Genomic DNA, 21,943 nt, shown 5'->3' with positions numbered 1-21,943 from the left:
CCGCCGAGGGCGAGGCCGACATCCGCACCGTCGTCGATACCGCGCGCCTCGCAGGCCGCAGTCCCTTCGGCACCATTCTCAAGACCATCGGCGCCTGAAACCAGCCATCAATGGCGTGGGTAATTACGAACTACGCGACTAAGTTCGACCTGGGATCGGTAGCCTACCTAGAAAGCGACCTAGTGCACAGACGCCAACGAACGCACCACGTGCTTTTCCGCCAACTAACTGCCATCGCTTGAAAAATCTTACTGCCTTGTGTGCGTTTTGCCGGCGTCAAAGCACTAGTCGAGCAAGGCAGTGTCTATCGGCAGGCGGTAGTGGGCCAGCCCAAGCCGCAGGTCGGATAGGGACTCCAGCGGCGCCATGCCGTGGGCCAATGTGAAGGCAGGGATCGGCGAGGGGCCGCCGACGGGAATGCGCAGAATCATCCCCGTCGGGCGGACTCAGGCCGCGTCTGGCATGCGAGCGAGGAGCTTGTCGAGGGTGATGGGGTAGTCTCGCACCCGGATTCCAGTGGCGTTGTAGATCGCATTCGCCACCGCCGCGCCGACGCCGCAGATGCCAAGTTCGCCGACGCCCTTGGCCTTCATCGGCGACGATTGCGGATCGACCTCGTCGAGGAAGACCACCTCTTGGTGCGGGATGTCGGCATGGACCGGTACTTCGTAGCCGGCGAGATCGTGGTTTGCGAAGAAGCCGCGCTTGGTGTCGACGGCAAGCTCCTCCATCAGCGCCGCGCCGACGCCCATGGTCATCCCGCCGATGACCTGGTTGCGGGCCGATTTCGGATTGAGGATGCGTCCGGCCGCGCACACCGCCAGCATGCGGCGGACCCGCACCTCCGCCGTGTCCACGTCCACGCCCACCTCGACGAAGTGCCCGGCGAAAGTCGATTGCTGCTGCTTCTTGGAGAGGTCGCCGTACTCGATGGCGTCCTCGGCCACGAGTTCGCTGGCGCTCGCGGCCTCGCCGAATGGCACTGAGAGGTTGCCGGACCGGACCTCGCCGTTCGCGAACACCGCATCGGCCGAGTTGATGCCCAACTTTTGCGCGACAGCCTCGCGAAGCTTCACACAGGCGGCGTAGACGCCAGCCGTAGAGTTGTTGGCGCCGAACTGCCCACCGGAGCCTGCCGAAACCGGAAAGTTGGAATCACCGAGCCGGACCACCACTCTATCGAGGGGCACCCCCATCATCTCTGCCGCGGTCTGCGCGATGATGGTGTAGCTGCCGGTGCCGATGTCGGTCATGTCGGTCTCGACCGTCACGACGCCGTCCTTGCCCAGTCGGACACGGGCGCCCGACTTCATCAGCAGGTTGTTACGGAAGCCCGCCGCCATGCCGACGCCCACCAGCCAGTGGCCGTTCCGAACCTGACCAGGGGTTGGATTGCGCTTGGCCCAGCCGAACTTCTCGGCTCCAAGCTTGAGGCAGCCGATTAGGTCGCGGTGTGAGAACGGGCGCTCCGGCTTGCCGGGGTCAACCTGAGTGTCGTTGCGGACCCGGAACTCGACCGGATCAAGCCCGAGTTTCTCCGCCATCTCATCCATGGCCATCTCCAGGGCCATCAGGCCAGGCGCCTCGCCCGGGGCACGCATGGAGTTGCCCTCGGGCAGGTCGAGGTGCGCGAGCCTCATCGCGGTGAGGCGGTTGTTACCCGCGTAGAGCAGCTTGGTCTGGTCGACGGCCGTCTCCGGCTTGCCGTCCTGCAGGTTGCCCGAGGTGCTCTCGTGGGCGATGGCCGTGATGTGGCCGTCCTTCGTCGCGCCGATGCGGATATGCTGGATGGTGGCTGGCCGGTGGGTGGTGTTGTTGATGACCAGCGGCCGGGTGAGCGCGAGCTTCACCGGACGCTTGGCCGCCTTCGCCCCGAGGGCGGCGAGCACCGCGTCGGAGCGTACGAACAGCTTACCCCCGAAACCACCGCCGATGTAGGGGCTGTCGATCCGGACGTTTTCCTTGGGGATGCCGAGGATCTTGGCGATGCTCTCATGGGTCCAGGCGATCATCTGGTTCGAGGTCCAGAGGGTCAGCTGGCCGCCCTGCCAGGCCGCGATGGTCGCGTGCGGCTCCATCATGGCGTGGCTTTCATCGGGCGTGGTGTAGGTCTGGTCGAGCTTGACCGCCGCCTGGGCGAAGGCGCCCTCGAAGTCGCCGTGCCTGTCTTCGGCACCGCCACCGCTTCCCTCGCCGCTGTCGCCGGGAACCGGCTTGGCGCCCTTTGCCTCCGCCGCCAGGTCGAACTTACCGGCCTCCGGCGCGTAGTCTACCTTCACCAGGAAGGCGGCGGCCCGGGCCTGCTCGAAGGTCTCGGCCACGACGACGGCGATGGCCTGGTGGTAATGCTGGATCGCATCGCCGCCAAAGAGGTTGGCGACGTTCATCTTGCCCAGGCCGAGCTTGGGCGTCTCAAGGGTGGTGACGATGGCGAGCACGCCAGGGGCCCGCTTGGCGGCCGAAGTGTCGATGCGGCGCACGCGTCCTTTGGCGATGCCGGCCCCGAGCACGTAGCCGTAGGCCTGGTTCGCCACGACATCGTGGCGCTCGTAGGCGTAGGGGGCGGTGCCGGTCGTCTTGAACTTGCCGTCGATCCGGTCGGTGGCCTTCCCCACGACCTTGAGCTGGTCGATGGGGTTCTGGCCGGCGGGGGTGTCGAACTTCATGGCTCAGGCCCTCGCTTGGTTGAGCGCCGCCGTGAGCGTGCGCTCGGCGAGCTTCAGCTTGTAGGCGTTTTCGTGGGTCGGCTTGGCGCCGGCGAAGACGTGGTCGGTCACCGCCTTGGCGCCCTTCGGCAAATCGGCCTCGGCCGCCTCGACCCGCCACGGCTTGTGCGCCACCCCGCCAAAGGCGACGTGGCCGGACCCGTCCTTGCCGAGGATGGCAGCGACGGAGACCAGGGCGTAGGCATAGGAGGCGCGGTCGCGAACCTTGCGGTAGATGTGCGTGCCCGCCACCGGCTTAGGCAGCGTCACCGCGGTGATGAGTTCGCCCGGCTTGAGGTTCGTGTCGACGTCCGGGCGGTCGCCCGGCAGGCGGTGGAACTCGGCAATCGGGATCGTCCGGGTACCGCCCTTAGCGTCCACGGTCTCGACCTTTGCGTCGAGCACGCGCATGGCCACCGCCATGTCACCCGGATGGGTGGCGATGCATGCGTCGCTGCCGCCGATGATGGCAAGCTGCCGGGAGACCCCGTCGAGGGCCGAGCAACCGGAGCCGGGCTGACGTTTGTTACAGGCCTGGGCGGTATCGTAGAAGTACGGGCAGCGGGTCCGCTGAAGCAGGTTGCCGGCGGTGGTCGCCTTGTTGCGCAGCTGCCCCGAGGCGCCGGCGAGCAGGGCCCGCGAGAGCACGCCGTAATCCTTCCGGACACGCGCGTCGGCGGCGAGGTCCGTGTTCCGGACCAACGCGCCGATGCGCAGGCCGCCCTCGGAGGTCGCCTCGACCTTGTCAAGGTCGAGCCCGTTTACGTCGACGAGGTGCGTCGGCGTCTCGATCTGCAGCTTCATCAGGTCGAGCAGGTTGGTGCCCCCGGCGATGAACTTGGCGTTCGGGTTGGAAGCGACGGCGGCGGCGGCTTCCGCAGGCGAGCTCGGGCGCTCGTAGGTGAAAGACTTCATGCGGGCCTCCCGGCAACTTCGGTCATCGCCTCGACGATGTTGGAATAGGCGCCGCAACGGCAGATGTTGCCGCTCATGCGCTCGCGGATCTCGGCGTCCGTGACCTGCATCGGCGCGTTGAGATCGGCGGTAACGTGGCTCGGGATGCCGGCCTTGATCTCGGCAAGAACGGCGACGCCTGAGCAGATCTGGCCCGGGGTGCAGTACCCGCACTGGTAGCCATCGTGCTTCACGAAGGCGGCCTGCATCGCGTGGAGGTTCTCCGGCTGACCGAGGCCCTCGATGGTCGTGATCTCCGAGCCCTGGTGCATGACCGCGAGGGTCAGGCAGGAATTGATGCGTCGGCCGTCAACGATCATCGTGCAGGCACCGCACTGACCGTGGTCGCAGCCCTTCTTCGAACCGGTCAGGTGCAGGTTCTCACGGGCGGCGTCGAGCAGGCTGGTGCGGGTATCGAGTTCAAGCTCGCGCTTATGGCCATTCACCGTCAGCGACACCTTCGCCATCACGGGCTTGTCACTGCCGGCGCGGGCCGTGTCGGCGCGTGCGCCGTTCGGTGCGGCGGCCAGGGCCGCCGCGGCGGATGCTCCGACCATCAGGTTTCTCCGATTCAAAGCGATGTCTCCAGGACGACCCATCTCAGCCTCTGAGCTTGCGGGGGATGACCGACCAGGGGCCGTGCATCGATAAGATGATGTCCGGGGCAACTCGAACACCTTGGATAGGCTCCAAGGTACGGCGCTTGGCCGCAACGATTGAGGCCTCATTTCCACATCGGCCTATGACCCGGACTCATGGATCTTCGCGACGGCGTGATACACGGCTCAGAAATGAGGGGCCGCCCTGCTGAGGATCCCGCTGGAATACCCCGAAATAAAAGTCGCGGTCGTGACGTTTGATGCCAGGACCAACAGCGTAGTCGAAAGGTTCGATGCCAGCGTTCGAGCCGGTAAATTTGTCGAACCGCGGTCCTATCAAACTGCCTAGCGGCTTAAACCGGTAAGGTGGCGCGAGTCCGGGGAGAACACATGCAAGAAATCCCGTTGGGCGCAAACGGCAGCTTCGCCGTCTCGCGTCCGTCGAACAGCAGCCGCCGCCAGCCTCAGCTCATCCCGTCGGGGTTGTAGATCCAATCGAACAGTTGGGCGTCGACGCCGTCCACGGTGACGAGGCGGGCGTCGGGCGCCCGCGTACCGGCCGGGACGGCTTTTCCGACCAGTGGCAGCGTACCTGGGCCGTGGTCCTCGCTCGAAGGCTGCCGCGCGTCTTGACCGAGATAGCGCTCCAGGTCCTGGCCTACATTCTGACGCGGGTTCTCAACATCCTGGGGAGCCGGAAGCTCCTAGCGGCGATCCCCACCTGAGCGAGGGCTTGGATCGTCCGCCGAATAGGCCGGGAAGCTGTTCAGGAGGCGCCTTCAAACAAAAACTGGCCGTCTCCCGACCGCAAGAACCCGTTCGACGCGATCAATACCCCTCCTCGCGAGACCGGGACGTCACCCAACCGCAAAAGCCCTCACCTCCGAGTTTTAACACGGCCTGGACCCAGAGCTGGACGCTTCTGCCAAAGAATTTCTGACTCGCTCCATTAGGGGGCGTCATCGACGGCGATGGCAGAAGGCGCATCGGGCTGGGTGTCACGGGTCACGGACGCAGCACTGGAATTCGAAGGGAGAAGGTTGACCCTCGACAGATTCGTGATCGCGGCATCTCGAGCAGACTCGCAACCCCGGCGGGAGGCCTTCGTTGGATCCGATGGCTCAGCATCATCCGCTCCGGTTCGATCCTTCCTTCGAGACCATTCCAGAGGATGAGGACGAGACCCAGCGGGGCCTAACCGAGGCCATGCTGGGCATCCAACGAAAGACCCACGCCGACACCGGTTATGCCCATCGCGCCGTCCATGCCAAAGCGCATGGCTATCTCCGGGCAAGGTTCGAGGTGCTGCCCGGCCTACACCCGGCGCTGGCGCAGAGCTTGTTCGCCTCGCCCGCGACCTACGACGCAATCCTCCGGTTCAGCACCACCCCGGGCGACGTCCTCCATGACGGCGTCTCCACCCCGCGCGGTGCTGCTTTGAAGGTCTTGGGCGTGCCGGGGCCGCGCCTGCCCGGCAGCGAGGGCGAGACCACCCAGAACTACGTGTTGGGCAATTCGCCGTCGTTCCAAATCGGCACCGCCAAAGGCTTCCTTCGACAGCTCCGGCCGCTGGCCGCCAGCACGGGCCAGGCGGAACCGGTCAAGAAGGTCATCTCGGCCGTGACGCGCACCGCCGAGGCAGCCCTTGAAATGGTCGGGGGCAAGTCGGCGACGCTGACCACCCTAGCCGGTCAGGCGAAGACTCAGCTCCTCGGCGACAGCTTCTTCTCCCAGGCCGCCCTTCTGCATGGCGACTACTTCGCCAAGGTGGCCTTGTCCCCGGTGTCGTCCGAGCTCGTGGCCCTGTCTGAGAGCCCTATTGACACGTCCGGCCATCCTGATGCGATCCGTGAGTCCGTACGCGACCACTTCCAATCCTGTCCGGGCGAATGGGAACTTCGGGTCCAACTGGCGACGGACATCGACACGATGCCGGTGGAGGACGCGGCCGCGATGTGGTCCGAGGACGAGAGCCCCTACCGGCCCGTCGCCCGTATCACGGCTGCCCCCCAGGACACTTGGTCGGACGACATGCGCGAATGGGTCGAGGACAACATGGCTTTCAACCCGTGGACGGGCCTGGCTGCGCATCGACCGCTCGGCTCGATCATGCGCGCCCGCCGCCCGGCCTACTTCGCCGCCCGCGTATACCGCTCGCGAGGCAACGGGATCGAAATCAGCGAACCAAAGGCGATGCCCCGCGATTGAATTGACCATCGGGCATTTTGGAGACTTGCATGCGCATTGCCGCCATCGTCATGACGCTGTCCCTCACCGCCATGCCCGCTTCGGCACAAGCGCCGATGGACGAGGGAGTCGCCATCGGACCGTGGAAGGTGGAAGCGGTCTCGAAGGGGCAAAAGTTCGAGCGGTGCACGATGACCCGCACCACGGACGACGGGGTCGACGTTCAGTTCACCCGGGACGCGGTGGGGCTCGACCTGAGCATGAGCTCGCCAAAATGGAAGCTCGGTCGCGGCAAAAGCTACCCGGTCGAGTTAGCCGCTGGGTCGTCTGTATTGCAGGCGGACGTTGCAGCCTCGAGTAACGTCGTGTCCCTGCCGGTCAAGGACGAGCGGTTCCTGAAGTCACTGAAGCTCGCCGACGGCTTGGAAGTAAAAGGCGAGGGGGCGACCATCAAGGTGGCGCTGGACAAGAGTGCCGCCGGCCTGGACCGGCTGGAGGCTTGCTACGCTAAGAACGGCTCGGCGACTGAGACCAACCCCTTCGTCGCCCCGAAGATCAAGCCGTGATCGGGCTCCAAATTCGCCGGCTTCGAGACCGTACCTCTCGCGATCAGCGATAGTTGTGTGCAAGGCTACCGGGGAACCTAGCGGAGCCCCCTTCCACGCACTCATAACATCCCGCTACGGCAAGCCGGGTTCCAAGCAATCTGTGGAACGGGCGCATTCATCGCCACGCACGCGAAGCGGTGGTAAGCCCGGCTGTCGTCAGGATCATATCGATGGTGCTGCGTGCTCGCCCTCGCGCTGACGGTCATCGAGCTTGCGCAGTTCGGTGGCGATGTCCTGAAGGCTGGCGTCACCCTTACACAGGACACGGTCGGCCTCCGCCAGCTGTCGCCGCTCGGCGGTGGTGACGTCGCGCGCGCTCAGGACGACGACTGGGATCTCGGCGCAGCCTGGCAAGCCCCGGAGGCAATGGAGGAACGAGAAACCGTCCATCACTGGCATTGTTAAGTCGAGGAGCACCAAGCGCGGCGGCGCCTCACGGACCTTGTCCAACGCCTCGGCCCCGTCTCCGGCTTCGCGCACCGACCAGCCATTGCGTTCGAGGACGGTGCGCAGCCGCTCACGCATATCGGCGGCGTCGTCGACGACGAGCACGTCCCCAGCCCCCGCCCCGAGTCGGTCGAGCACGACCTTCAGCCTCGCCCAGTCCACTGGCTTGGGCACCGCGTCCGCTGCCCCAAGCGACGCGCTGAGCGCCGCGTCGGCGACAAAGCTCACCATCACAACCGGGATGTCCCGGGTGGCCTTGTCGCCTTTCAGGGTGGCGAGCACCGTCCAGCCGTCGACCTCGGGCATCATCACGTCGAGCAGGATCACCCGCGGTAAGAGGGTACGCGCTAGATCCAGGCCGGTGCGGCCATCCCCGGCCGTGCGCACCGAGAACCCCTGCCGGGTTAGGAACCGGCCCATAAGGTCCCGCTGACTCGCCTCGTCGTCAATAACCAGCACCAAGCCGCGCGCACCGAGGCCTACAGCCCCATCGGACGCCGGCCCCTCAACCGGGTCTACGCCATCGGACTCCGGCAACACCGCGGGCACGATCAGGGTGAAGCGCGTGCCGTGTCCGATCTCGCTCGCAACCGCGACCTCGCCTCCGAGCAATTGCGCGAACGCCTTCGTCAGAGCCAAGCCGAGTCCTGTCCCGCCATACTTGCGGGTCGTGCTGCCGTCGGCCTGAACGAACCGCTGGAACAGCCGCTCGATTTGCTCCGGGCTCATACCGATGCCTGTGTCCTGCACCGCCAGGAAGAGGCGGTCGCCGCCCGCGTCGGCCTCACGGCGCGCGTTCAGCGTAATGGTCCCGGCTTCGGTGAACTTCGCGGCGTTCGAAAGCAGGTTGAACAGGCACTGGCGCAGCTTGGTCGCGTCCGACCGGGCGGCGCCGAGATTCGCACCGAGGTCGAGGACGAGGCGGTTGCCCTTTTTAGCCACCAGAGCCCCGACGGTGCCGGCGGCGTCGCGCACGAACGCCTCGACGTCGATGTCCTCAGCGTAGGTGTCCATCTTCTCGGCCTCGACCTTCGACAGGTCGAGCACGTCGTTGATCAGCCCGAGCAAGTGCTTGGCGTTCGACTTTATCTTGCCAAGATCCTTGAGCAACCCGTCCTGACCGAGCTCCTCGGCTTCCTCTTCCAGCATCTCGGAGTAGCCGATCACGGCCGAGAGCGGTGTTCGCAGCTCGTGGCTCATGTTGGCGAGGAAGCTACTCTTGGCCCGGTTGGCATATTCGGCTGCCTCGCGGGCTGCCTCGGCGTCGCGCCGGGCATCTTCGAGGGCAGCCTGGCTCGTGCGCAGGCCTGCATTAGCGGCGTCGATGCGCCCGAGCACCTCCTCGCGCTCGACCATCGAGCGGCGCAAGGCGTCGCATACCCAGGCCATGGCGAGCCCAACGACGAGATACTGCACGAGGGCTGTGACCTGCCCGGAGCTCAGGGAGGCCGTGCCATCGGACCGTAGGAAAAGCCACGCGGCCGCCAACAGCGAGATCATTACAGCGAGGATGCCCGGACCGCGGCCGAGCGCGAGCGCGGTGAGGAACACGACCGGTAGGTACAGAAGGAACGGGGCGACATCGAGCGGGGTGAGAAAGCGTAGTAGCGTGGCCGCTGCGACTGCCGCCGCGGGCAGCACGTAGCGTGCAACCGGGCCGAAGCCGTGACCCGTCAGGGTCTCCATGAACCTGCGCAAGTCGCTGTCTCCTCCATACGCGGTCGGCCCGCCCTCACACGGCTTCGATGACCTCGTCGGTACGCACCATGAACCCCGCGAGCGGAGCGGGTCCGAAACTGGTCGTGATCGAGCAGTCCGTCGCGTCGCGACCATAGGCCATGACGATGCGGCCGATCCGAGGCCGATTGTGCCGGGCGTCGAACGTATACCAGCGCGGCCCCGTCGGCCCGTCGAGGTAGACTTCGAACCATGCGTGAAAGTCCATCGGCGCCGGGTCCTTCGGGACGCCGATGTCACCGAGGTAGCCGGTGGCGTAGCGCGCCGGGATATTCATGCACCGGCACAGCGTCACCGAGAGATGAGCGAAGTCGCGGCAGACGCCGACCTGCTGGCCATGGCCGTCGAAGGCGCTGCGGGTGGCATCGGCCTGCATGTAATCGAAGCGCAGCCGGCTGTGCGCGTAGTCGACGATGGCCTGGATGCGCGCCCAGCCCTCCGGCGTCGAGCCGAACAGGTTCCATGCGGTCTGAGAGAGCTTGTCGGTGTCGCAATAGCGCGAGCCGAGCAGGAATTGCAGCGCCTCGTCCGGAAGGTCCTGAACCGGGATTTGCCGGGCCGCGGGGGCGTGGTCGTCGGGCCGGCCGTGATCCTCGATCTCGAAATCCGACGACATGGTGATCCGCCCACCCGGGACGAGGATGCGCGTGGCGACGTTGCCGAACGGATCGCGGAACTGCCTGTTCGGAACCGGCGGGTCGAACGTGATGAGCTCGCACGAACGCAAGTCGTGCTGTCTCTCCGGTCGGATGTTGAGCAGGAGCGTCATCGGCGTCGGGCCGAACGTATCGAGGGCGATGGTGTAGCCACAACGGATGCGCATGGACGACCCTCCATTCCGGGGACACCGATCCAGGCAAGATATCCGCCAGGCGGCAGGCCCTGGAAAGGGTGCGAGGCAGGTCGTTCCAGGGTGACGCCGCGTCCTGTGGGGGGCGGTGGGACGAAAGGGAGCCGGCGACGTTATGGGAAGACCGCCCGGTATTTGGCGGGGAGGAAGCCAGCGTATGCCGACCGACGTGACGGAAGTCTCGAAGCCGCCCGCCCAAGTACCGCCGCCGCTCGTACCGGGTTTGCGTGGCCTGCTTACCCTCGCGGTCGGCGTCGTCCTCATCGCCGCCCTGTACTTCGGTCGCGAGGTGTTCATCCCTCTCGTGCTCGCGGTCCTCCTCAGCTTCGTCCTGGCCCCGGTGGTCAACCTCTTGCGACGGATCAAGCTCGGGCGCGTGCCTTCAGTCATCGCCGCCGTCCTGTTAGCACTTGCGGTCATCGGCGGCATCGGCGCGGTCATTGGCACCCAGGTCGCGGGGCTTGCCGGCAACCTGCCGCAGTACCAGGCCACCGTGCAGAAGAAGTTCGCCGGGCTGCAGCAGGGCTGGCTCGGCGAAGCGAACAAGGTCATCCAGAAGTTCAGCCACGAGGTCCACGACGCCACCCAGAAGGCGGATGCCGCGGGGACGTCGGCGGCCACCGGTCCTTCCGGCGACACACCGAAGGCCCAGTTGGTCCGCATCCAGGACCCGGAGATCTCGCCACTGGCACTCGCCGAGAAGCTGCTCGGCCCGGTGTTCGAGCCTCTGACCACCGTCGGCATCGTGCTGGTCGTGGTGGTGTTCCTGCTCCTGCAGCGCGAGGACCTGCGCAACCGCATGATCCGCCTGTTCGGGTCGAGCGACCTGCACCGCACCACCGTGGCCATGGATGACGCGGCGGGCCGGCTCGGGACCTACTTCCTGGCCCAGCTCGGCATGAACGCCGCCTTCGGCGTCATCGTCGGCGTCGGCCTCTGGATCATCGGCGTGCCTAACCCGCTTCTCTGGGGCGTGTTCTCGGCGTTGATGCGCTTCGTCCCCTACATCGGCGCCTTCATCTCCGGCATCCTCCCGGTGGCCCTGGCTGCCGCGGTCGATCCGGGATGGTCGATGGTCATCGCCACGGCGGCGCTGTTCCTGATCGCTGAGCCGATCTTTGGGCAGGTGATCGAGCCGCTGCTCTATGGACACTCGACTGGACTTTCGCCCTTCGCGGTGATCGTCTCGACCCTGTTCTGGGGCTTCCTGTGGGGGCCCATCGGCTTGATCCTGGCCACCCCCTTCACGGTCTGCCTGGTCGTGCTCGGCCGTCACGTCGACAGCCTGGAGTTCTTCGACGTGCTTCTCGGCGACCGGCCGCCACTGACACCAGTGGAAAACTTCTACCAGCGCATGCTGGCGGGAGATCCGGACGAGGTTCGCGAGGTGGCCGAGGGCATGCTGAAGGACCGCTCGCTGTCGTCGTACTACGACGAGGTGGCGCTGAAGGGCCTGCAGCTCGCCGCCAACGATTTTGCCAGGGGTGTCGTCACCCCTGCCCAACTGGAAAACATCCGCTCTTCGGCGCGGTCCTTGGTCGAGGACTTCGAGGGCCACGACGACGTCGAGCCGACCGTCGATGCCAAGGCGGTCAACCCGTCCGATACCCCAACCCTCGCCGAGCGCGCGCACACCAAGACCGAGGCGGTTCCGGGTCAGGCCCCATCGCGGGACGACCTCCCGGAGGCGTGGCGCGGCGAAGCGCCGGTGCTGTGTCTGGCCGGACGTGGCCCGCTCGACGAGGCGTCCTCGGCGATGTTGGCCCAGCTGCTGCGCAAGCACGGCCTTGGGGCGCGAGTGACGCCGTACCAGTCCGCCTCGCGCGACGGTATCCGCGATCTCGACCTCTCCGGCGTGGCGATGGTTTGCATCTCCTACCTCGACATCACCGGGAACCCGTCGCACCTGCGCTACCTCTTGGAGCGGCTGAAGCGGCGCGCACCGGGTATCCCCGTGCTGGTCGGACTATGGCCGACGGGCGAGAAGGTGCTGACTGACGCCACGCTCGGTCGGGAGGTCGGCGCGGATGCCTACGTGTCGTCGTTGCGCGACGCCGTGGATGCTTGCCTAAAGGTCGCCGCGGGTTCGTCGCCGGAGAAAGGGTCGCCCACTTTGGTGCGTGCGGCTTGACAGTATGACGCCACACGCCGCCGGATACGGCGTTCAGCGTCGCGGCGGACGAATGCCGAGCAGGCGGATCAGGACGAACGCCGCGATGGCCGAGACAAAGGAGATCGCCGCGACCGCGAGGAACCCCCGTGGGTCGTCGCCGAACGGCAATCCTTTGACGTTCATCCCGAACAGCCCGGTAATGAAGGTCGGGGGCAGGAACAGCGCCGAGAGGATGGACAGGACGTAGAGCTGCCGGTTGGTCTCCTCGGCGATGCGCTCGGACACCTCTTCCTGCAGCAGCCGCGCCCGCTCGGCCTGGAGGGCCATGTCTCGGTCGAGCGCGTCCAGGCGTTGTGCCAGCCGGGCCGCCGCCGTAACAGCCGGCGGGTGAACCTGGTCGGTCGCCCCGTCGGTTTCCAATCGGTGGAACACTGCGGCGAGCCCAAGGAGTTGGCGGTGCAGCCGCACCGCGTTACGCCGGACCGGACCGAGGCGGCGGCGGTCGTCGCGCGGCCTTCCGTCGAGGATGTGATCCTCGATACTGTCGAGCGCGTCCGAGAGCCTCTGGCCCGTCGCGGCCATCGCCGACACGACCTGGCCGACCAGCATCTCAAGCAGGAGTACCGGCGACGCCACGGCATCACCGCGCTCGACCGCCGCCCGCGTCGCGTCCGGACTTTCGGATGGCCCTCGGCGACCGCTGACAAGGCTGCGTGGTCCCATCACGAAATGCAGCCTCCCCGCGGGAGCGGGTTTCGCGCCGGGGCGGGCGAGGTCGGCGACGACGCCGCCCACGTGGTTGCCCGCGACCGTGACACGCTGGTGCTCGTCGGGGGCGAACACCGACTCGGCAAGATGGGTGGGACCAAGCTTCCCATCGCCGGCCGACATGGCGAGATCGACATGGTCCAAGTCGTAGTGCAGCCAAACGAATTCGGACCCGAAGCTACCGAGTTCGTCGAACGCTTCGGCGCCGGGCGACAGCCGGCCGCGTCCATCGGCATCGAAGGCGATGGCCCAGAGGAGACCGACCTCTGGGCCGCGACCTGCGGGGGCGGCAGTGTTCTGCATTGGGGCGGTCATCGGAGAGCGGTCTGGACGGCAAACTTAATCGGTAGAGGCGGAGCGTCCCCGTGGGGCCAACGTGACGGGGGGTAGTCCGACGATGTCGTAGGTCGCGGAGGCGATGCCGATGCCAGCCTCGTCAAGCCCGGCCAGGATCTCGCGGCTCATCGCATCCTTCGCCCCACGGACCTGGTGGGTGCCGAGGACGAAACGCACGGTCAGCTCCAGCCAATTGTCCGTGATGCGGAAGTACACCCGAGGCTCCAAGTCTATGGGCTCGACCCCGAAGCGGTCCTGTAGGCGTGCCTTGGCTTCCTCCGCCATAGCGGTGGTGTCGAGTGCGTGACGGTGCGCGGCGGTAAGCATGATCGCCTCGACTTTCAGGCGGTCGGCCTGATAGGTGATGGGAATGGCCATCTCCTCCCAAATAAACGGGAAGTCGCGAGTGTAGTTGAACACCGGCTCCGAGAAGATCTGCGCGTTGCTCACGGTGACGATGCGGCCGGTGAACTGGCGGCTGCGCACCCACATCGCCGGCGACGCACCCTGGACGGACGGCGGCTGTCCCATTTCCATGATTGTGGTTTGGATGAAACCGAGCCGCAGCACGTCGCCGCGCACGCCACCCATGGTGATGCGGTCGCCCACCGTGAACGTCGAGCCGCGCAGGATCACAAAGTAGCCCGCGAGTGAGGTAACCACCTGCTGCAGGGCGAAGGCGAGGCCGGCGGAGAACAGGCCAAAGGCGGTCGCAAGCCGGGCGGGGTCGTTGAACCAGATTGACAATAGACCGAGGACGAGCAGCACGGCGGCGAGTAGACTGATGCCCTGCCGCACCCAGAACTTGGTTTGTAACGTTGAGTGGTCGGCCCGCGTCAGCACCACGCCCACGAGCGCACGTAACCCCATCCCGCCACCGACAATGACGGCAACGAACACCAACGAGAGGACGAGCTTGCGCCCGTTCTCAGCGTTCACGCCAACCCAGTCGATGCCGAGGAAATGCAAGCGCGGTCCCTAGCGAACTCTGGTCACGGCCGGTGGCAGCCGGTCAGTTGGGCTTCGGCGCGGTCGTCGGCGCCGCGGGCGGGGACAGATCGGGGTGCCCAGTCATGGGCGGGGGTTGGTCCGAAAGCTGCTGACGCGCCTCCGCGAGCTTGGCCTGGGCCGCCGCGAGTTCCTGGCGCGTCGCGCCGAGACGGTCTTCGAGAGCGGCCATATCCTTGTTGCGGGCAGCCAGCGTCTCCGTCAGGCTCGCGAGCTGCGCCTGTGCATCGGCCTGGCGCTTCTGCAACGCCTCCACCGCGGACGTGGCGTCCGCACGGTCGGACGTCAGCTTCTGAATCGCCTGCTCGGCCTGGCTCCGCTCTGAGATAACCCGGTCCCGTTCGGTCTGCGCACCGGCGAGTTCCTTCTGCGTCGCCGCCAGCCCGTCCTTGACCTGTTGTACCTGCAGGCTTGCCTGGGAGACGTCGCTCGTGAGCTTGTCACGGTTCGCGGTGAGGCCAGCGATGGCCTGCTCCAGTTCGGCCTTCTGCTTCGTCGCTTGATCGGTGGCAGTCCTGGCGTCGGCGAGGTCTTTTTGCGCGGCTGCTGCGCCCTCACGGGCTTTCTGCTGGCTCTCCTCGGCCTTGGCCAGGTCTGCCGTCTTGCCCGTCGCCTCCTGCGACATGGCGGCGAGGTCCGCCCGCAGCTTCGCTTCCTGCTGCCGAACATCCTCCAACCGGCGTCCGACGTCGGCCAGTTCCTTGGTTCGGGCCGTCGCCGCCTGCTCGGCGGCGATGGTCGCATCCCTCATGGGGGCCAACTTCTGCTCGGCCTGAGTGACCTGCGCCTGCAGGTCGGCGAGTTTCCTCGTCGCGTCGTCGGACGCGGTCTTGGCCTCGGTCGCCCTGCTCTCCGCGGCCTTCTGTTCGGTCGCCAGGGTCGCGGTCCTCGCCTGCGCGCGTTCGCCGGCCTGGGAGGCCTCCCTGTCGCGGGCCTCCGCCGCGGCAATCCGTGCCTGGACCGCGGCGAGGGTCCCCATGGCCTGACGCTGCTGGTCGAGGTCCGACCGGAGAGCCGTCTGCTGCGTCTCCAGATCTTGGATGCGATGGTCTCGCACGGACCGCTGGCGTGATCCGGCGATGGACGCCACGACCAACCAGACAAGCAAGACCGTCGCCACCACGGCGAGACTGAACGGGAGTGGGCGACGGAGTTCCGAGCGGTAGTCGATGGCCATGTCGGTCTCGCGGGCTTCGGTGGATCGGTTCAGGTCGTGGAGGCTGCCTCGCCCGGCGACGGCTCGGCGCCGGCGGCACCCGGTTCCGGTGCGTGCGGGGACGTGGGTAGAGCGCCGTCGGCCATTTCCACGAGGGAGCCGATCAGGCGCAGAAGCATGAGACGTTCGGGCGAGCCTCTTCCCGGAGCGAGGAACGTCGAGAGTTTGATGCGGGACGGCGCCCCACCTGAAGGGTCATTCGGCTCATGGTAGATGAACATGTCCGCCGGCTCCTCGCCGACGCACAGGAACCAGCGGTCGCCGTTCGAAGAGGCGTAGATCAGCGTCCGTTTCGTCACCATGGTTTCAGCGGCGACCATGTATAACGAGGGCGAGGAGGTAGCCGATGGCGCCCGCCATCACAGCCAGGCCCAATGGGGATTCCTTCGCGTATCGCGTGACGGTGTCGGCACCCTGGCGATAGGCACGCTCGGCATTGGGGTAGCTGTCCCGCCCCTGCCGCAAGGCACCGCGGGCGTAGTCGCCGGCTTGGTCGGCGACGTCCCGGACCGCATCCTTCGCCTGCCCGTACAGGTTCTCGACGGATCCCCCGGCCTCGTTGGCCCGACCCCTCGCCTGGGTCTCGCGGTTTCCGGTCAAACCGCCGACGGCGCCCTGTGCCTTGCCACCGAGCTCCTTGGTAACCCCGGACACCCGGTCGCCGTCGATGCCACCGCGGCCAGCCGCCTCGCCCACCGAGTCGGCGGCATCGCGAACGGCGTCTTTAGCCCGACCGAAGAGATTCTCCGCTGCGCCCCTAGCTTCGTCGAGCTTGCCCTCGGTCTGGGTCGAGCGGTCGCCCATCAGCTCCCCGGCTTTGCCCTCGACTTTGCCACCGAATTCCTTCGCAGCGCCGGTGATGCGGTTCTCGTCCATGACGTTCCTCCTGGATGTTGATTGATTTCGAAAGCCCAACGGTCACCGTGACCGCGCGGCCGAACGGGCCCCGGGGAGCTTCTTGCTCGAACCGGGACGGGGGCGAAGTGCTCCCGCCTCCTCCGGCGTCACATCCGTCGCGACGTGGCCGGCGTGGCGACGGTACTGTGCTCCAGCGGGCCCTTGGCGCCACCGCGACCGGCGAAGAAGGCCGCCAAGGCACCGAGGATCAGGGCCAATGCGCCGTAAAGTGCCCCCTGTGAGGCGACCCGGGCGGTGGCGTCGGCGGCCTGCTTAGCCTGCTCCTTCGCCTTGGCGAGGGCGTCCTTGTACTGCTGAACGTACTGCTCCACTTGAGTGCGGGCCTGCTCGACCGGCTCGTTTTGCGCCTTAGCGAGCGCCTGTGCGGCCTTCTCCTGGGCATCAGCCTGCTGGCCAGCGTCCCCTGTTACCGCCGCGCGTACCGCCGTAACGGCCGCGTCCTTGAGTGCCTGCGGGTCGTTTCCGGTGTTGGCGCGGACCTGCCCCTCGATACCGGAGAATGGGTTGTTCATGCCCGGCAGGGACGGAGCCGCAGCCTGAGCGGCGGTCTTCACTGAACCCCCGACGAGGCTGCCGGCGCCGCCGAGCGTGCTGGTCATGGCGCTAAACGCACCGCTCGCCACGCCGCCGACCGCGGACGAGAGCAGGTAGACGATCACGAGAGTGGACACAGCCCAGGCAATCAGGCCGTGAAAGCCGCCGGTGTTCAGGTGAGGCTTGCCTGACATACGCCCCGCGAGCCAGCCGCCCGCGGCGGAGGCGAGGATGCCGGAGACGACGAACCAGATTCCGGCACCCGACGAGAGCGAGCCCGCGGTAGGGGTGCCGTTGCCTGCCGGGTCGACTGTGGACAGGCCGATGCCGAGCCCGACCATGTTGAGGATGACCTGGGCGACGAGTGCGATGACGGCGCCAGCGAAGATCGCCCCCCAGGCGACCTTGTGGACTGCGATGGTGCGCACGTCGTCTATGGGATGCGCTCCGGCCGCATAGGGCCGGTCGAGGTCGGTGCGTGTCGTGTCGGGGGCCCGGGCCATGGGTGTGTCCAGTGCTACTGCAAATGTCGCTGGCTATGCCCGTCGGGACACGTCGAGCGTTCAAGCGTCCCCGGCAGACGATGTTCCACCGATTAACATCAGATCGCATGGCGTTGGGCCATGATGTTCGGCCATTCGGCCGATGCACATGCGGATCTGGGCGACGGCAAACCGTTTTCCCGTCGGACAATGAGCCGGAACTCGAACGGAGCTTGACCGTTGTCGGGTCAGAACAGCAACGCTTCGGATGAATGCCGTGAAGACAGTCATCGCCGCCCTCGTCATCACGACTTTCGCGTCGATGCTGCCGGTCGCCGCTTCCGACACGGCCCCTGTGCTGCGTTTGAGCGACAACGGCATCGCCCTTCCCGCCGGGGCCAAGGATCCCAAGACTCCTGCGGCCTCCGTCGAGGCACAGCCCGCGAAGAAGATCCGGGTCGTCCTTGCCTCGCCCTACGGCAACTGAGGCGCGCCCGCATCACACGCCACCGTTCGGACATGCCGCTCGCATGCCGAGCCGATTTCGTGCCGCAATTATTCGATAATGCGTTCCTGCCTTGACGGTTCGTGAACCGTTGCCCGTCACGGCCAATGTGGGGATGCAGGCCGGGTGGTACGGGTGTTGTTACCGAATAGTCGACGTCTGAGCTTCGCGTCTGCTACAGCGTTGATCTTAGCCCTCGCGGCATGTTCGGGGCGTCCGACCGGGGTGCTGCTGCCCATCGCCCAAACCGAGCAGCTCCTCGGCACGTCCCGCGTCGACATGCTCGTGGCCACGACCCGCAAGTCGGCCACCGACCGCGGCGTGTTGTACTCTGGCGAGCGCGGCGATGCCGTCACCTACACCGACCTCGCCATCTCGATCCCCCCGGACGCTACCCGCCAGCCAGGTTCGGTTCAGTGGCCAAAAAGCCTGCCGGGCAACCCTGCGACCGACTTCGTCGCCCTGCGCGCCGAGCCGGTCGAGCGGGACAAGGTCGCGGCTTGGACCGGCCGCGCGGTCCGGCGCGGCGCCAAGCGCCACGTGCTGGTGTTCGTGCACGGCTTCAACAACAAGTTCGAGGACGCCGTCTTCCGCTTCGCGCAGATCGTCCATGATTCCGGCGCCGAGGTCGCGCCGGTGCTGTTCACCTGGCCGTCAAAGGGGTCGGTGCTCGCCTACGGTTATGACCGGGAGAGCACCAACTTCTCGCGCAACGGGCTGGAGACCCTGCTGCGGGATCTCGCCAGGGACCCGAACGTCGGCGAGATCACGGTGCTCGCGCACTCGATGGGCAACTGGCTGACGCTAGAAAGCCTCCGGCAGATGGCGATCCGCGACCGCCGCGTCGCGCCCAAGATACGCAACGTCATCCTCGCCGCGCCCGACGTCGACATGGACCTCGCCCGCGCCGCGTTCCACGACATGGGCAAGGACCGACCGCGGCTGACGCTGATGGTCTCCGGCGACGACCAGGCGCTGGCGGTCTCACGGCTGGTCTGGGGCGACAGCGTGCGGCTGGGGGCCATCGACCCGACCGCCGAACCGTACCGCTCCGAGCTGGAGCGGCAGAACATCGGCGTCCTGAACCTATCGACGGTCAAGGGCGACGATCCGCTCAACCACGGCAAGTTCGCCTCAGGCGAGGTCGTCGCACTGCTGGGCAAGCGCCTCGCCGACGGCCAGCCAATCTCCGACGGGCAGATCGGCTTCGGCGACCGGTTGGTGAGTACAGCGGCCGGCGCCGCCTCGACGGTGGCGACGGGCGCGGCGTTGGCGGTGGCCGCACCGGTGGCCATCGTCGACCCGCAGACCCGCGAGACCTACGGCGAGCACCTCTCGAACGTCGGCAGCGGCTTCAAGGATGCGGTCGGGTCGACGGTCGATCTCGCCGGCACCCCCATGCGGGCCGTGATCAGCCACTGACCGGCCCGCGCCGATACGGCTTGATGAAGCGGCGGCCCCCGGCCCTTGGCGGAACGGGCGATGCCCAGAAAAGAGGGACTGCCCTGTCTCGGCGGTGACGTTGGCGTCAACGGAACCCGTCCAGGAGCAGGGCTTGGAACGTGAGGCGCAGGGAGCGTCCGACCGGTGGAGAGGATCGGTGACCCGTCGGGGCTATCGTCAGCTGGGCGGTCTGAAAGGCCAACGGCATCCTGAGAGGCGACCGTCACCCAGCGCGTCAACGCGGTATCGAACGCGTCGGTCGCCCTTGCTTAGCCTTCATCAGTTCCGTCCGGATCGGAACCGTCCTGCCCGAGGACGGTGGTATCTACGGCGACATGCCGTCCGAGTTCGACCTGCCAAGTTACAACTACACCGTCGTCAATGACCGTCCCACGCTCATCGACCCGCGCTTGCGTTGTGCCGCCGGGGTCATCGACTAGAACCCTCATCGCAAGGAAATTCATGCCCCGAAATCTTGGCCTCGCGATCTGCCCGGCCGTCATGACGGCCACGCCAGGTTTCGCCGCACAGCGAACCCACGAGGACCTCAGGCGGTAATGCACCGGTGACGCAACCCCGTTCGGCGACGAAATCGGCCCCGACAGCACAGCGATGAAGCTCTGCTTCGAGAGGCGCCGCAAAGAGTTGTCGGAGAACTGACGCCGGGCCACCGACGCTGACTAGATGAAGGGCGTCAAGTGAGCGGTGTCCGGCTCATTCTCGCTACGGTAGCCTTGCTCGCCGTTACCACCTGCGGTGCAGTCGGCCAAAACCAACCTTTCCCGAGTCTGCAAAACGCTCAGTGCCGGGGCGAGGCCCGAGACAAGATATTCAATACGCCGAACCCAAAGCGGCTGTCGCCGTTCCTACTGGGGGCAGAAATCTACCACGCGTGCATGCGCCGCCTCAGCGCCAAATCGAAGTCGCCGCGCGAGTAGGGGCGGCGGTCGCGATCATTGACTGTCGATGGGCCCGGGAGGCTGGGGCGCGGGCGGTTCCACCGGCGGGTCAACTTCGGGAGTTTGAGGCCCGGGCGGCGGATCGCCGATGGGCGGGACCGGGTCGTCGCCGGGGCGAGGCGTGTCCGACATGCGCTTGTCTCCTCCTGCCGACGGTTCGTGGAAGCGCCGGACTGGGGTAACGCAGAACCCGACGGGGCGGTCCACTACGCCGGCAGAGGTGGACGAGATGTCGAGCGGGCCTGGTCGCTATCTTGGTATATGCCTGATCGCGGCGAGGTTCTCGGGCGAAAGGTCCGCCTCGAGGCTACCATGACGATGGACCTCGACCCGCTTAGCTTCGGCGGAGTGCGATTTCTCGAGCGGGGTCTTGCGGTCGACCGAGCCCGTCGTCATCGGCACATCTCGGTCTGGCCAGTCCTTCAGCGTGAAGGCTTTGGCAGGCTTCTGATCCCCGCAACCTTTGCACACCGACACGACCCACGATTGCCAGAGGCCATCGGTCTTTTCGTCCGTCGACTGTGCGCGTTCGCGATGCGCCGAGGCCAAGGCGAGCGTATCGAGGTCGGATTGTTGCCTGGGCTCAGTCGCGGTCCGAAGCTCGTCGAGCTGGATGTCGCGCCTCTCCGGCGCGCCAGCGGTCGAGGCTGTCACGGGGATGGAGCCTGTGGTGTTGGGATCAACCCCGCATCCACGGCAAACTTTCGAACTGATCGCGTCGTCAACGGCCTGACGTGAGGTCGGGCGTTCGAGGGCCTTGACCGACGTCGAGCTGGCGTCGCGGCTCAAGGGCTTGGTAGGTCCAACATCGGTTATGTTGGGCGCCCGCTCGGTCGAAGGTGTGCTGCCTCCCGTGACGCTGGAGTCCGGTTGCGCGGACACCAGTCCTACGGATAGCACATAAAGTACCAACCCGACAGTTGGCGCGCGAAGTGCTGACATGGCCACCTCCATGACTGTTCAATCGCTCGACTGACGCGAAGTTCAGCGATCCAAGTTCCGTTTTTTTAATTGCCAGGATCGCTGCTCACCCGATTATCAGGTTGGTTGAAGCCGGCGGCGTCCGAGCTCTCACGACGTCTCGCCGCGCATTGGGCGCATCAAGGCGCCGAGCAGGAACGCGAGTTGACCGCACACCAGCAGCGCCGCGGCGCGCCGTATGCCCCCACTCATGCCGAGGTGGTGAACGCAAGCATCATAGGTGAGCTCGATGGCCACAACCGGCAGGAACGTCAGCAGCCCCCATACCGAAGCAAAACGACCGAGCCCGAGCCCGAGCAGCGCATTCAGCAGAAGTCCCGTCATCGCACCCCGCTTCGCACCCGCGTGGGCCGAGTCGAGGTGGTAGGCTGATCCGAGGCCCTATGCCATCGGTGCTGGAGCCGCAGGTAGGCGCCCCAGCCACGAGTGTTACTTGCTGCCGCGCTGAGCGAGCACGGCCGGGATAGTGCGCAGCATGATCGCGATGTCCCGACGCAGGCTCCAGCGGCTGGCGTAGTCCAGGTCCAGCGCCACGCGCTCGGCGTAGCTGGTGTCGGAGCGGCCCGAGACCTGCCACAGGCCGGTCACCCCCG

The 21,943-nt window shown here is 66.5% G+C and carries 21 protein-coding genes; 7 read left to right on the top strand and 14 right to left on the bottom strand.

Annotation, left to right across the window (positions count from 1 at the left end):
• Positions 1-446 precede the first annotated feature (446 nt).
• From paoC to paoA, 3 genes are read right to left on the bottom strand one after another with little or no spacing between them, the layout of a single operon-like run.
• Entirely contained in the window at positions 447-2,666 is a 2,220-nt protein-coding gene (gene paoC, locus FV242_RS25645; RefSeq protein ID WP_147940890.1) for an aldehyde oxidoreductase molybdenum-binding subunit PaoC, read from the bottom strand.
• A 3-nt stretch (positions 2,667-2,669) separates the two neighbouring features.
• Positions 2,670-3,620 (bottom strand): xanthine dehydrogenase family protein subunit M, encoded by a 951-nt coding sequence (locus FV242_RS25640; protein WP_147940889.1) that lies wholly within the window; start codon positions 3,618-3,620, stop codon positions 2,670-2,672.
• Positions 3,617-4,216 carry an aldehyde dehydrogenase iron-sulfur subunit PaoA gene (paoA, locus tag FV242_RS25635; RefSeq protein WP_246692881.1) on the bottom strand — a complete coding sequence of 200 codons (600 nt, stop codon included), beginning with the start codon at positions 4,214-4,216 and terminating at the stop codon, positions 3,617-3,619. The genes FV242_RS25640 and paoA overlap by 4 nt, the downstream gene beginning before the upstream one ends.
• A gap of 545 nt (positions 4,217-4,761) precedes the next feature.
• Between paoA and FV242_RS25630 the strand changes: the two genes are divergently transcribed.
• From FV242_RS25630 to FV242_RS25620, 3 genes are all read left to right on the top strand, one after another.
• The gene (locus tag FV242_RS25630) at positions 4,762-4,983 is read left to right on the top strand and encodes a hypothetical protein (RefSeq protein ID WP_147940887.1); all 222 of its coding nucleotides are present in this window, start codon (positions 4,762-4,764) and stop codon (positions 4,981-4,983) included.
• A 391-nt stretch (positions 4,984-5,374) separates the two neighbouring features.
• A complete protein-coding gene (locus FV242_RS25625) occupies positions 5,375-6,466 on the top strand; it encodes a catalase family protein (RefSeq protein ID WP_147940897.1) in 1,092 nt (363 codons plus the stop codon).
• A gap of 29 nt (positions 6,467-6,495) precedes the next feature.
• A complete protein-coding gene (locus FV242_RS25620) occupies positions 6,496-7,011 on the top strand; it encodes a hypothetical protein (RefSeq protein WP_147940886.1) in 516 nt (171 codons plus the stop codon).
• A 204-nt stretch (positions 7,012-7,215) separates the two neighbouring features.
• Here FV242_RS25620 and FV242_RS25615 read toward each other — a convergent pair whose 3' ends face one another.
• Both FV242_RS25615 and FV242_RS25610 read right to left on the bottom strand, forming a co-directional pair.
• Entirely contained in the window at positions 7,216-9,198 is a 1,983-nt protein-coding gene (locus tag FV242_RS25615; RefSeq protein ID WP_246692880.1) for a hybrid sensor histidine kinase/response regulator, read from the bottom strand.
• 34 nt (positions 9,199-9,232) lie between these two features.
• Positions 9,233-10,060 (bottom strand): transglutaminase family protein, encoded by an 828-nt coding sequence (locus FV242_RS25610; RefSeq protein ID WP_147940884.1) that lies wholly within the window; start codon positions 10,058-10,060, stop codon positions 9,233-9,235.
• A gap of 184 nt (positions 10,061-10,244) precedes the next feature.
• Here FV242_RS25610 and FV242_RS25605 point away from each other — a divergent pair, with 184 nt between their 5' ends.
• Positions 10,245-12,218, top strand: a complete 1,974-nt coding sequence (locus FV242_RS25605) for an AI-2E family transporter (RefSeq protein ID WP_147940883.1) — start codon at positions 10,245-10,247, stop codon at positions 12,216-12,218.
• Between the two features lie 33 nt (positions 12,219-12,251).
• Here the strand turns inward: FV242_RS25605 and FV242_RS25600 are convergent, their stop codons facing one another.
• From FV242_RS25600 to FV242_RS25570, 6 genes are all read right to left on the bottom strand, one after another.
• Positions 12,252-13,271, bottom strand: a complete 1,020-nt coding sequence (locus tag FV242_RS25600) for a CorA family divalent cation transporter (RefSeq protein ID WP_246692879.1) — start codon at positions 13,269-13,271, stop codon at positions 12,252-12,254.
• 36 nt (positions 13,272-13,307) lie between these two features.
• Complete coding sequence (locus FV242_RS25595) at positions 13,308-14,273, bottom strand: mechanosensitive ion channel family protein (RefSeq protein WP_147940881.1); 966 nt, start codon at positions 14,271-14,273, stop codon at positions 13,308-13,310.
• A 43-nt stretch (positions 14,274-14,316) separates the two neighbouring features.
• Positions 14,317-15,489, bottom strand: a complete 1,173-nt coding sequence (locus FV242_RS25590) for a chromosome partitioning protein ParA (RefSeq protein ID WP_187278561.1) — start codon at positions 15,487-15,489, stop codon at positions 14,317-14,319.
• 29 nt (positions 15,490-15,518) lie between these two features.
• Complete coding sequence (locus tag FV242_RS25585; RefSeq protein WP_246692878.1) at positions 15,519-15,848, bottom strand: hypothetical protein; 330 nt, start codon at positions 15,846-15,848, stop codon at positions 15,519-15,521.
• Positions 15,835-16,404, bottom strand: a complete 570-nt coding sequence (locus tag FV242_RS36300; RefSeq protein ID WP_306440324.1) for a CsbD family protein — start codon at positions 16,402-16,404, stop codon at positions 15,835-15,837. Before FV242_RS36300 ends, FV242_RS25585 begins: the two co-directional genes overlap by 14 nt.
• A gap of 128 nt (positions 16,405-16,532) precedes the next feature.
• A complete protein-coding gene (locus FV242_RS25570; RefSeq protein ID WP_246692877.1) occupies positions 16,533-17,483 on the bottom strand; it encodes a PhnA-like protein in 951 nt (316 codons plus the stop codon).
• A 256-nt stretch (positions 17,484-17,739) separates the two neighbouring features.
• On the opposite strand from FV242_RS25570, the gene FV242_RS25565 reads away from it, so the two are divergent.
• The 3 genes from FV242_RS25565 (at position 17,740) to FV242_RS36295 (ending at position 19,850) form a co-directional block, all read left to right on the top strand.
• Complete coding sequence (locus FV242_RS25565) at positions 17,740-17,949, top strand: hypothetical protein (protein WP_147940880.1); 210 nt, start codon at positions 17,740-17,742, stop codon at positions 17,947-17,949.
• A 243-nt stretch (positions 17,950-18,192) separates the two neighbouring features.
• Positions 18,193-19,389 (top strand): alpha/beta hydrolase, encoded by a 1,197-nt coding sequence (locus FV242_RS25560; RefSeq protein ID WP_246692876.1) that lies wholly within the window; start codon positions 18,193-18,195, stop codon positions 19,387-19,389.
• Positions 19,390-19,616: 227 nt separating this feature from the next.
• Positions 19,617-19,850, top strand: coding sequence for a DUF1236 domain-containing protein (locus tag FV242_RS36295; RefSeq protein WP_147940892.1), 234 nt, complete (start codon positions 19,617-19,619; stop codon positions 19,848-19,850).
• 768 nt (positions 19,851-20,618) lie between these two features.
• On the opposite strand, the gene FV242_RS25545 is transcribed toward FV242_RS36295, so the two are convergent.
• The 3 genes from FV242_RS25545 to FV242_RS25535 form a co-directional block, all read right to left on the bottom strand.
• Entirely contained in the window at positions 20,619-21,158 is a 540-nt protein-coding gene (locus FV242_RS25545) for a hypothetical protein (RefSeq protein ID WP_246692874.1), read from the bottom strand.
• A gap of 282 nt (positions 21,159-21,440) precedes the next feature.
• A complete protein-coding gene (locus FV242_RS25540) occupies positions 21,441-21,674 on the bottom strand; it encodes a hypothetical protein (RefSeq protein ID WP_147940878.1) in 234 nt (77 codons plus the stop codon).
• Positions 21,675-21,779: 105 nt separating this feature from the next.
• Positions 21,780-21,943 (bottom strand): sugar transferase (locus tag FV242_RS25535; protein ID WP_147939906.1); only part of this gene is annotated, 164 nt, incomplete at its 5' end.

Origin of the sequence: Methylobacterium sp. WL64 (assembly GCF_008039945.1) — a bacterium.
Lineage (GTDB): Bacteria > Pseudomonadota > Alphaproteobacteria > Rhizobiales > Beijerinckiaceae > Methylobacterium.
The sequence above is the reverse complement of the archived record's forward strand: the minus strand, read 5'-3'. Positions and strand labels throughout refer to the sequence as shown.

What these genes read in the sequence shown, in the direction of transcription:
- FV242_RS25625 (WP_147940897.1), top strand. Translation starts at nt 5,375, where the DNA reads ATGGCTCAGCATCATCCGCTCCGGTTCGATCCTTCCTTCGAGACCATT.
- FV242_RS25540 (WP_147940878.1), bottom strand. Translation starts at nt 21,674, where the DNA reads ATGACGGGACTTCTGCTGAATGCGCTGCTCGGGCTCGGGCTCGGTCGT.
- FV242_RS36300 (WP_306440324.1), bottom strand. Translation starts at nt 16,404, where the DNA reads ATGGACGAGAACCGCATCACCGGCGCTGCGAAGGAATTCGGTGGCAAA.
- FV242_RS25570 (WP_246692877.1), bottom strand. Translation starts at nt 17,483, where the DNA reads ATGGCCCGGGCCCCCGACACGACACGCACCGACCTCGACCGGCCCTAT.
- FV242_RS25585 (WP_246692878.1), bottom strand. Translation starts at nt 15,848, where the DNA reads ATGGTCGCCGCTGAAACCATGGTGACGAAACGGACGCTGATCTACGCC.
- FV242_RS25605 (WP_147940883.1), top strand. Translation starts at nt 10,245, where the DNA reads ATGCCGACCGACGTGACGGAAGTCTCGAAGCCGCCCGCCCAAGTACCG.
- FV242_RS25640 (WP_147940889.1), bottom strand. Translation starts at nt 3,620, where the DNA reads ATGAAGTCTTTCACCTACGAGCGCCCGAGCTCGCCTGCGGAAGCCGCC.
- FV242_RS25620 (WP_147940886.1), top strand. Translation starts at nt 6,496, where the DNA reads ATGCGCATTGCCGCCATCGTCATGACGCTGTCCCTCACCGCCATGCCC.
- paoC (WP_147940890.1), bottom strand. Translation starts at nt 2,666, where the DNA reads ATGAAGTTCGACACCCCCGCCGGCCAGAACCCCATCGACCAGCTCAAG.
- paoA (WP_246692881.1), bottom strand. Translation starts at nt 4,216, where the DNA reads ATGGTCGGAGCATCCGCCGCGGCGGCCCTGGCCGCCGCACCGAACGGC.
- FV242_RS25600 (WP_246692879.1), bottom strand. Translation starts at nt 13,271, where the DNA reads ATGCAGAACACTGCCGCCCCCGCAGGTCGCGGCCCAGAGGTCGGTCTC.
- FV242_RS25610 (WP_147940884.1), bottom strand. Translation starts at nt 10,060, where the DNA reads ATGCGCATCCGTTGTGGCTACACCATCGCCCTCGATACGTTCGGCCCG.
- FV242_RS25590 (WP_187278561.1), bottom strand. Translation starts at nt 15,489, where the DNA reads ATGGCCATCGACTACCGCTCGGAACTCCGTCGCCCACTCCCGTTCAGT.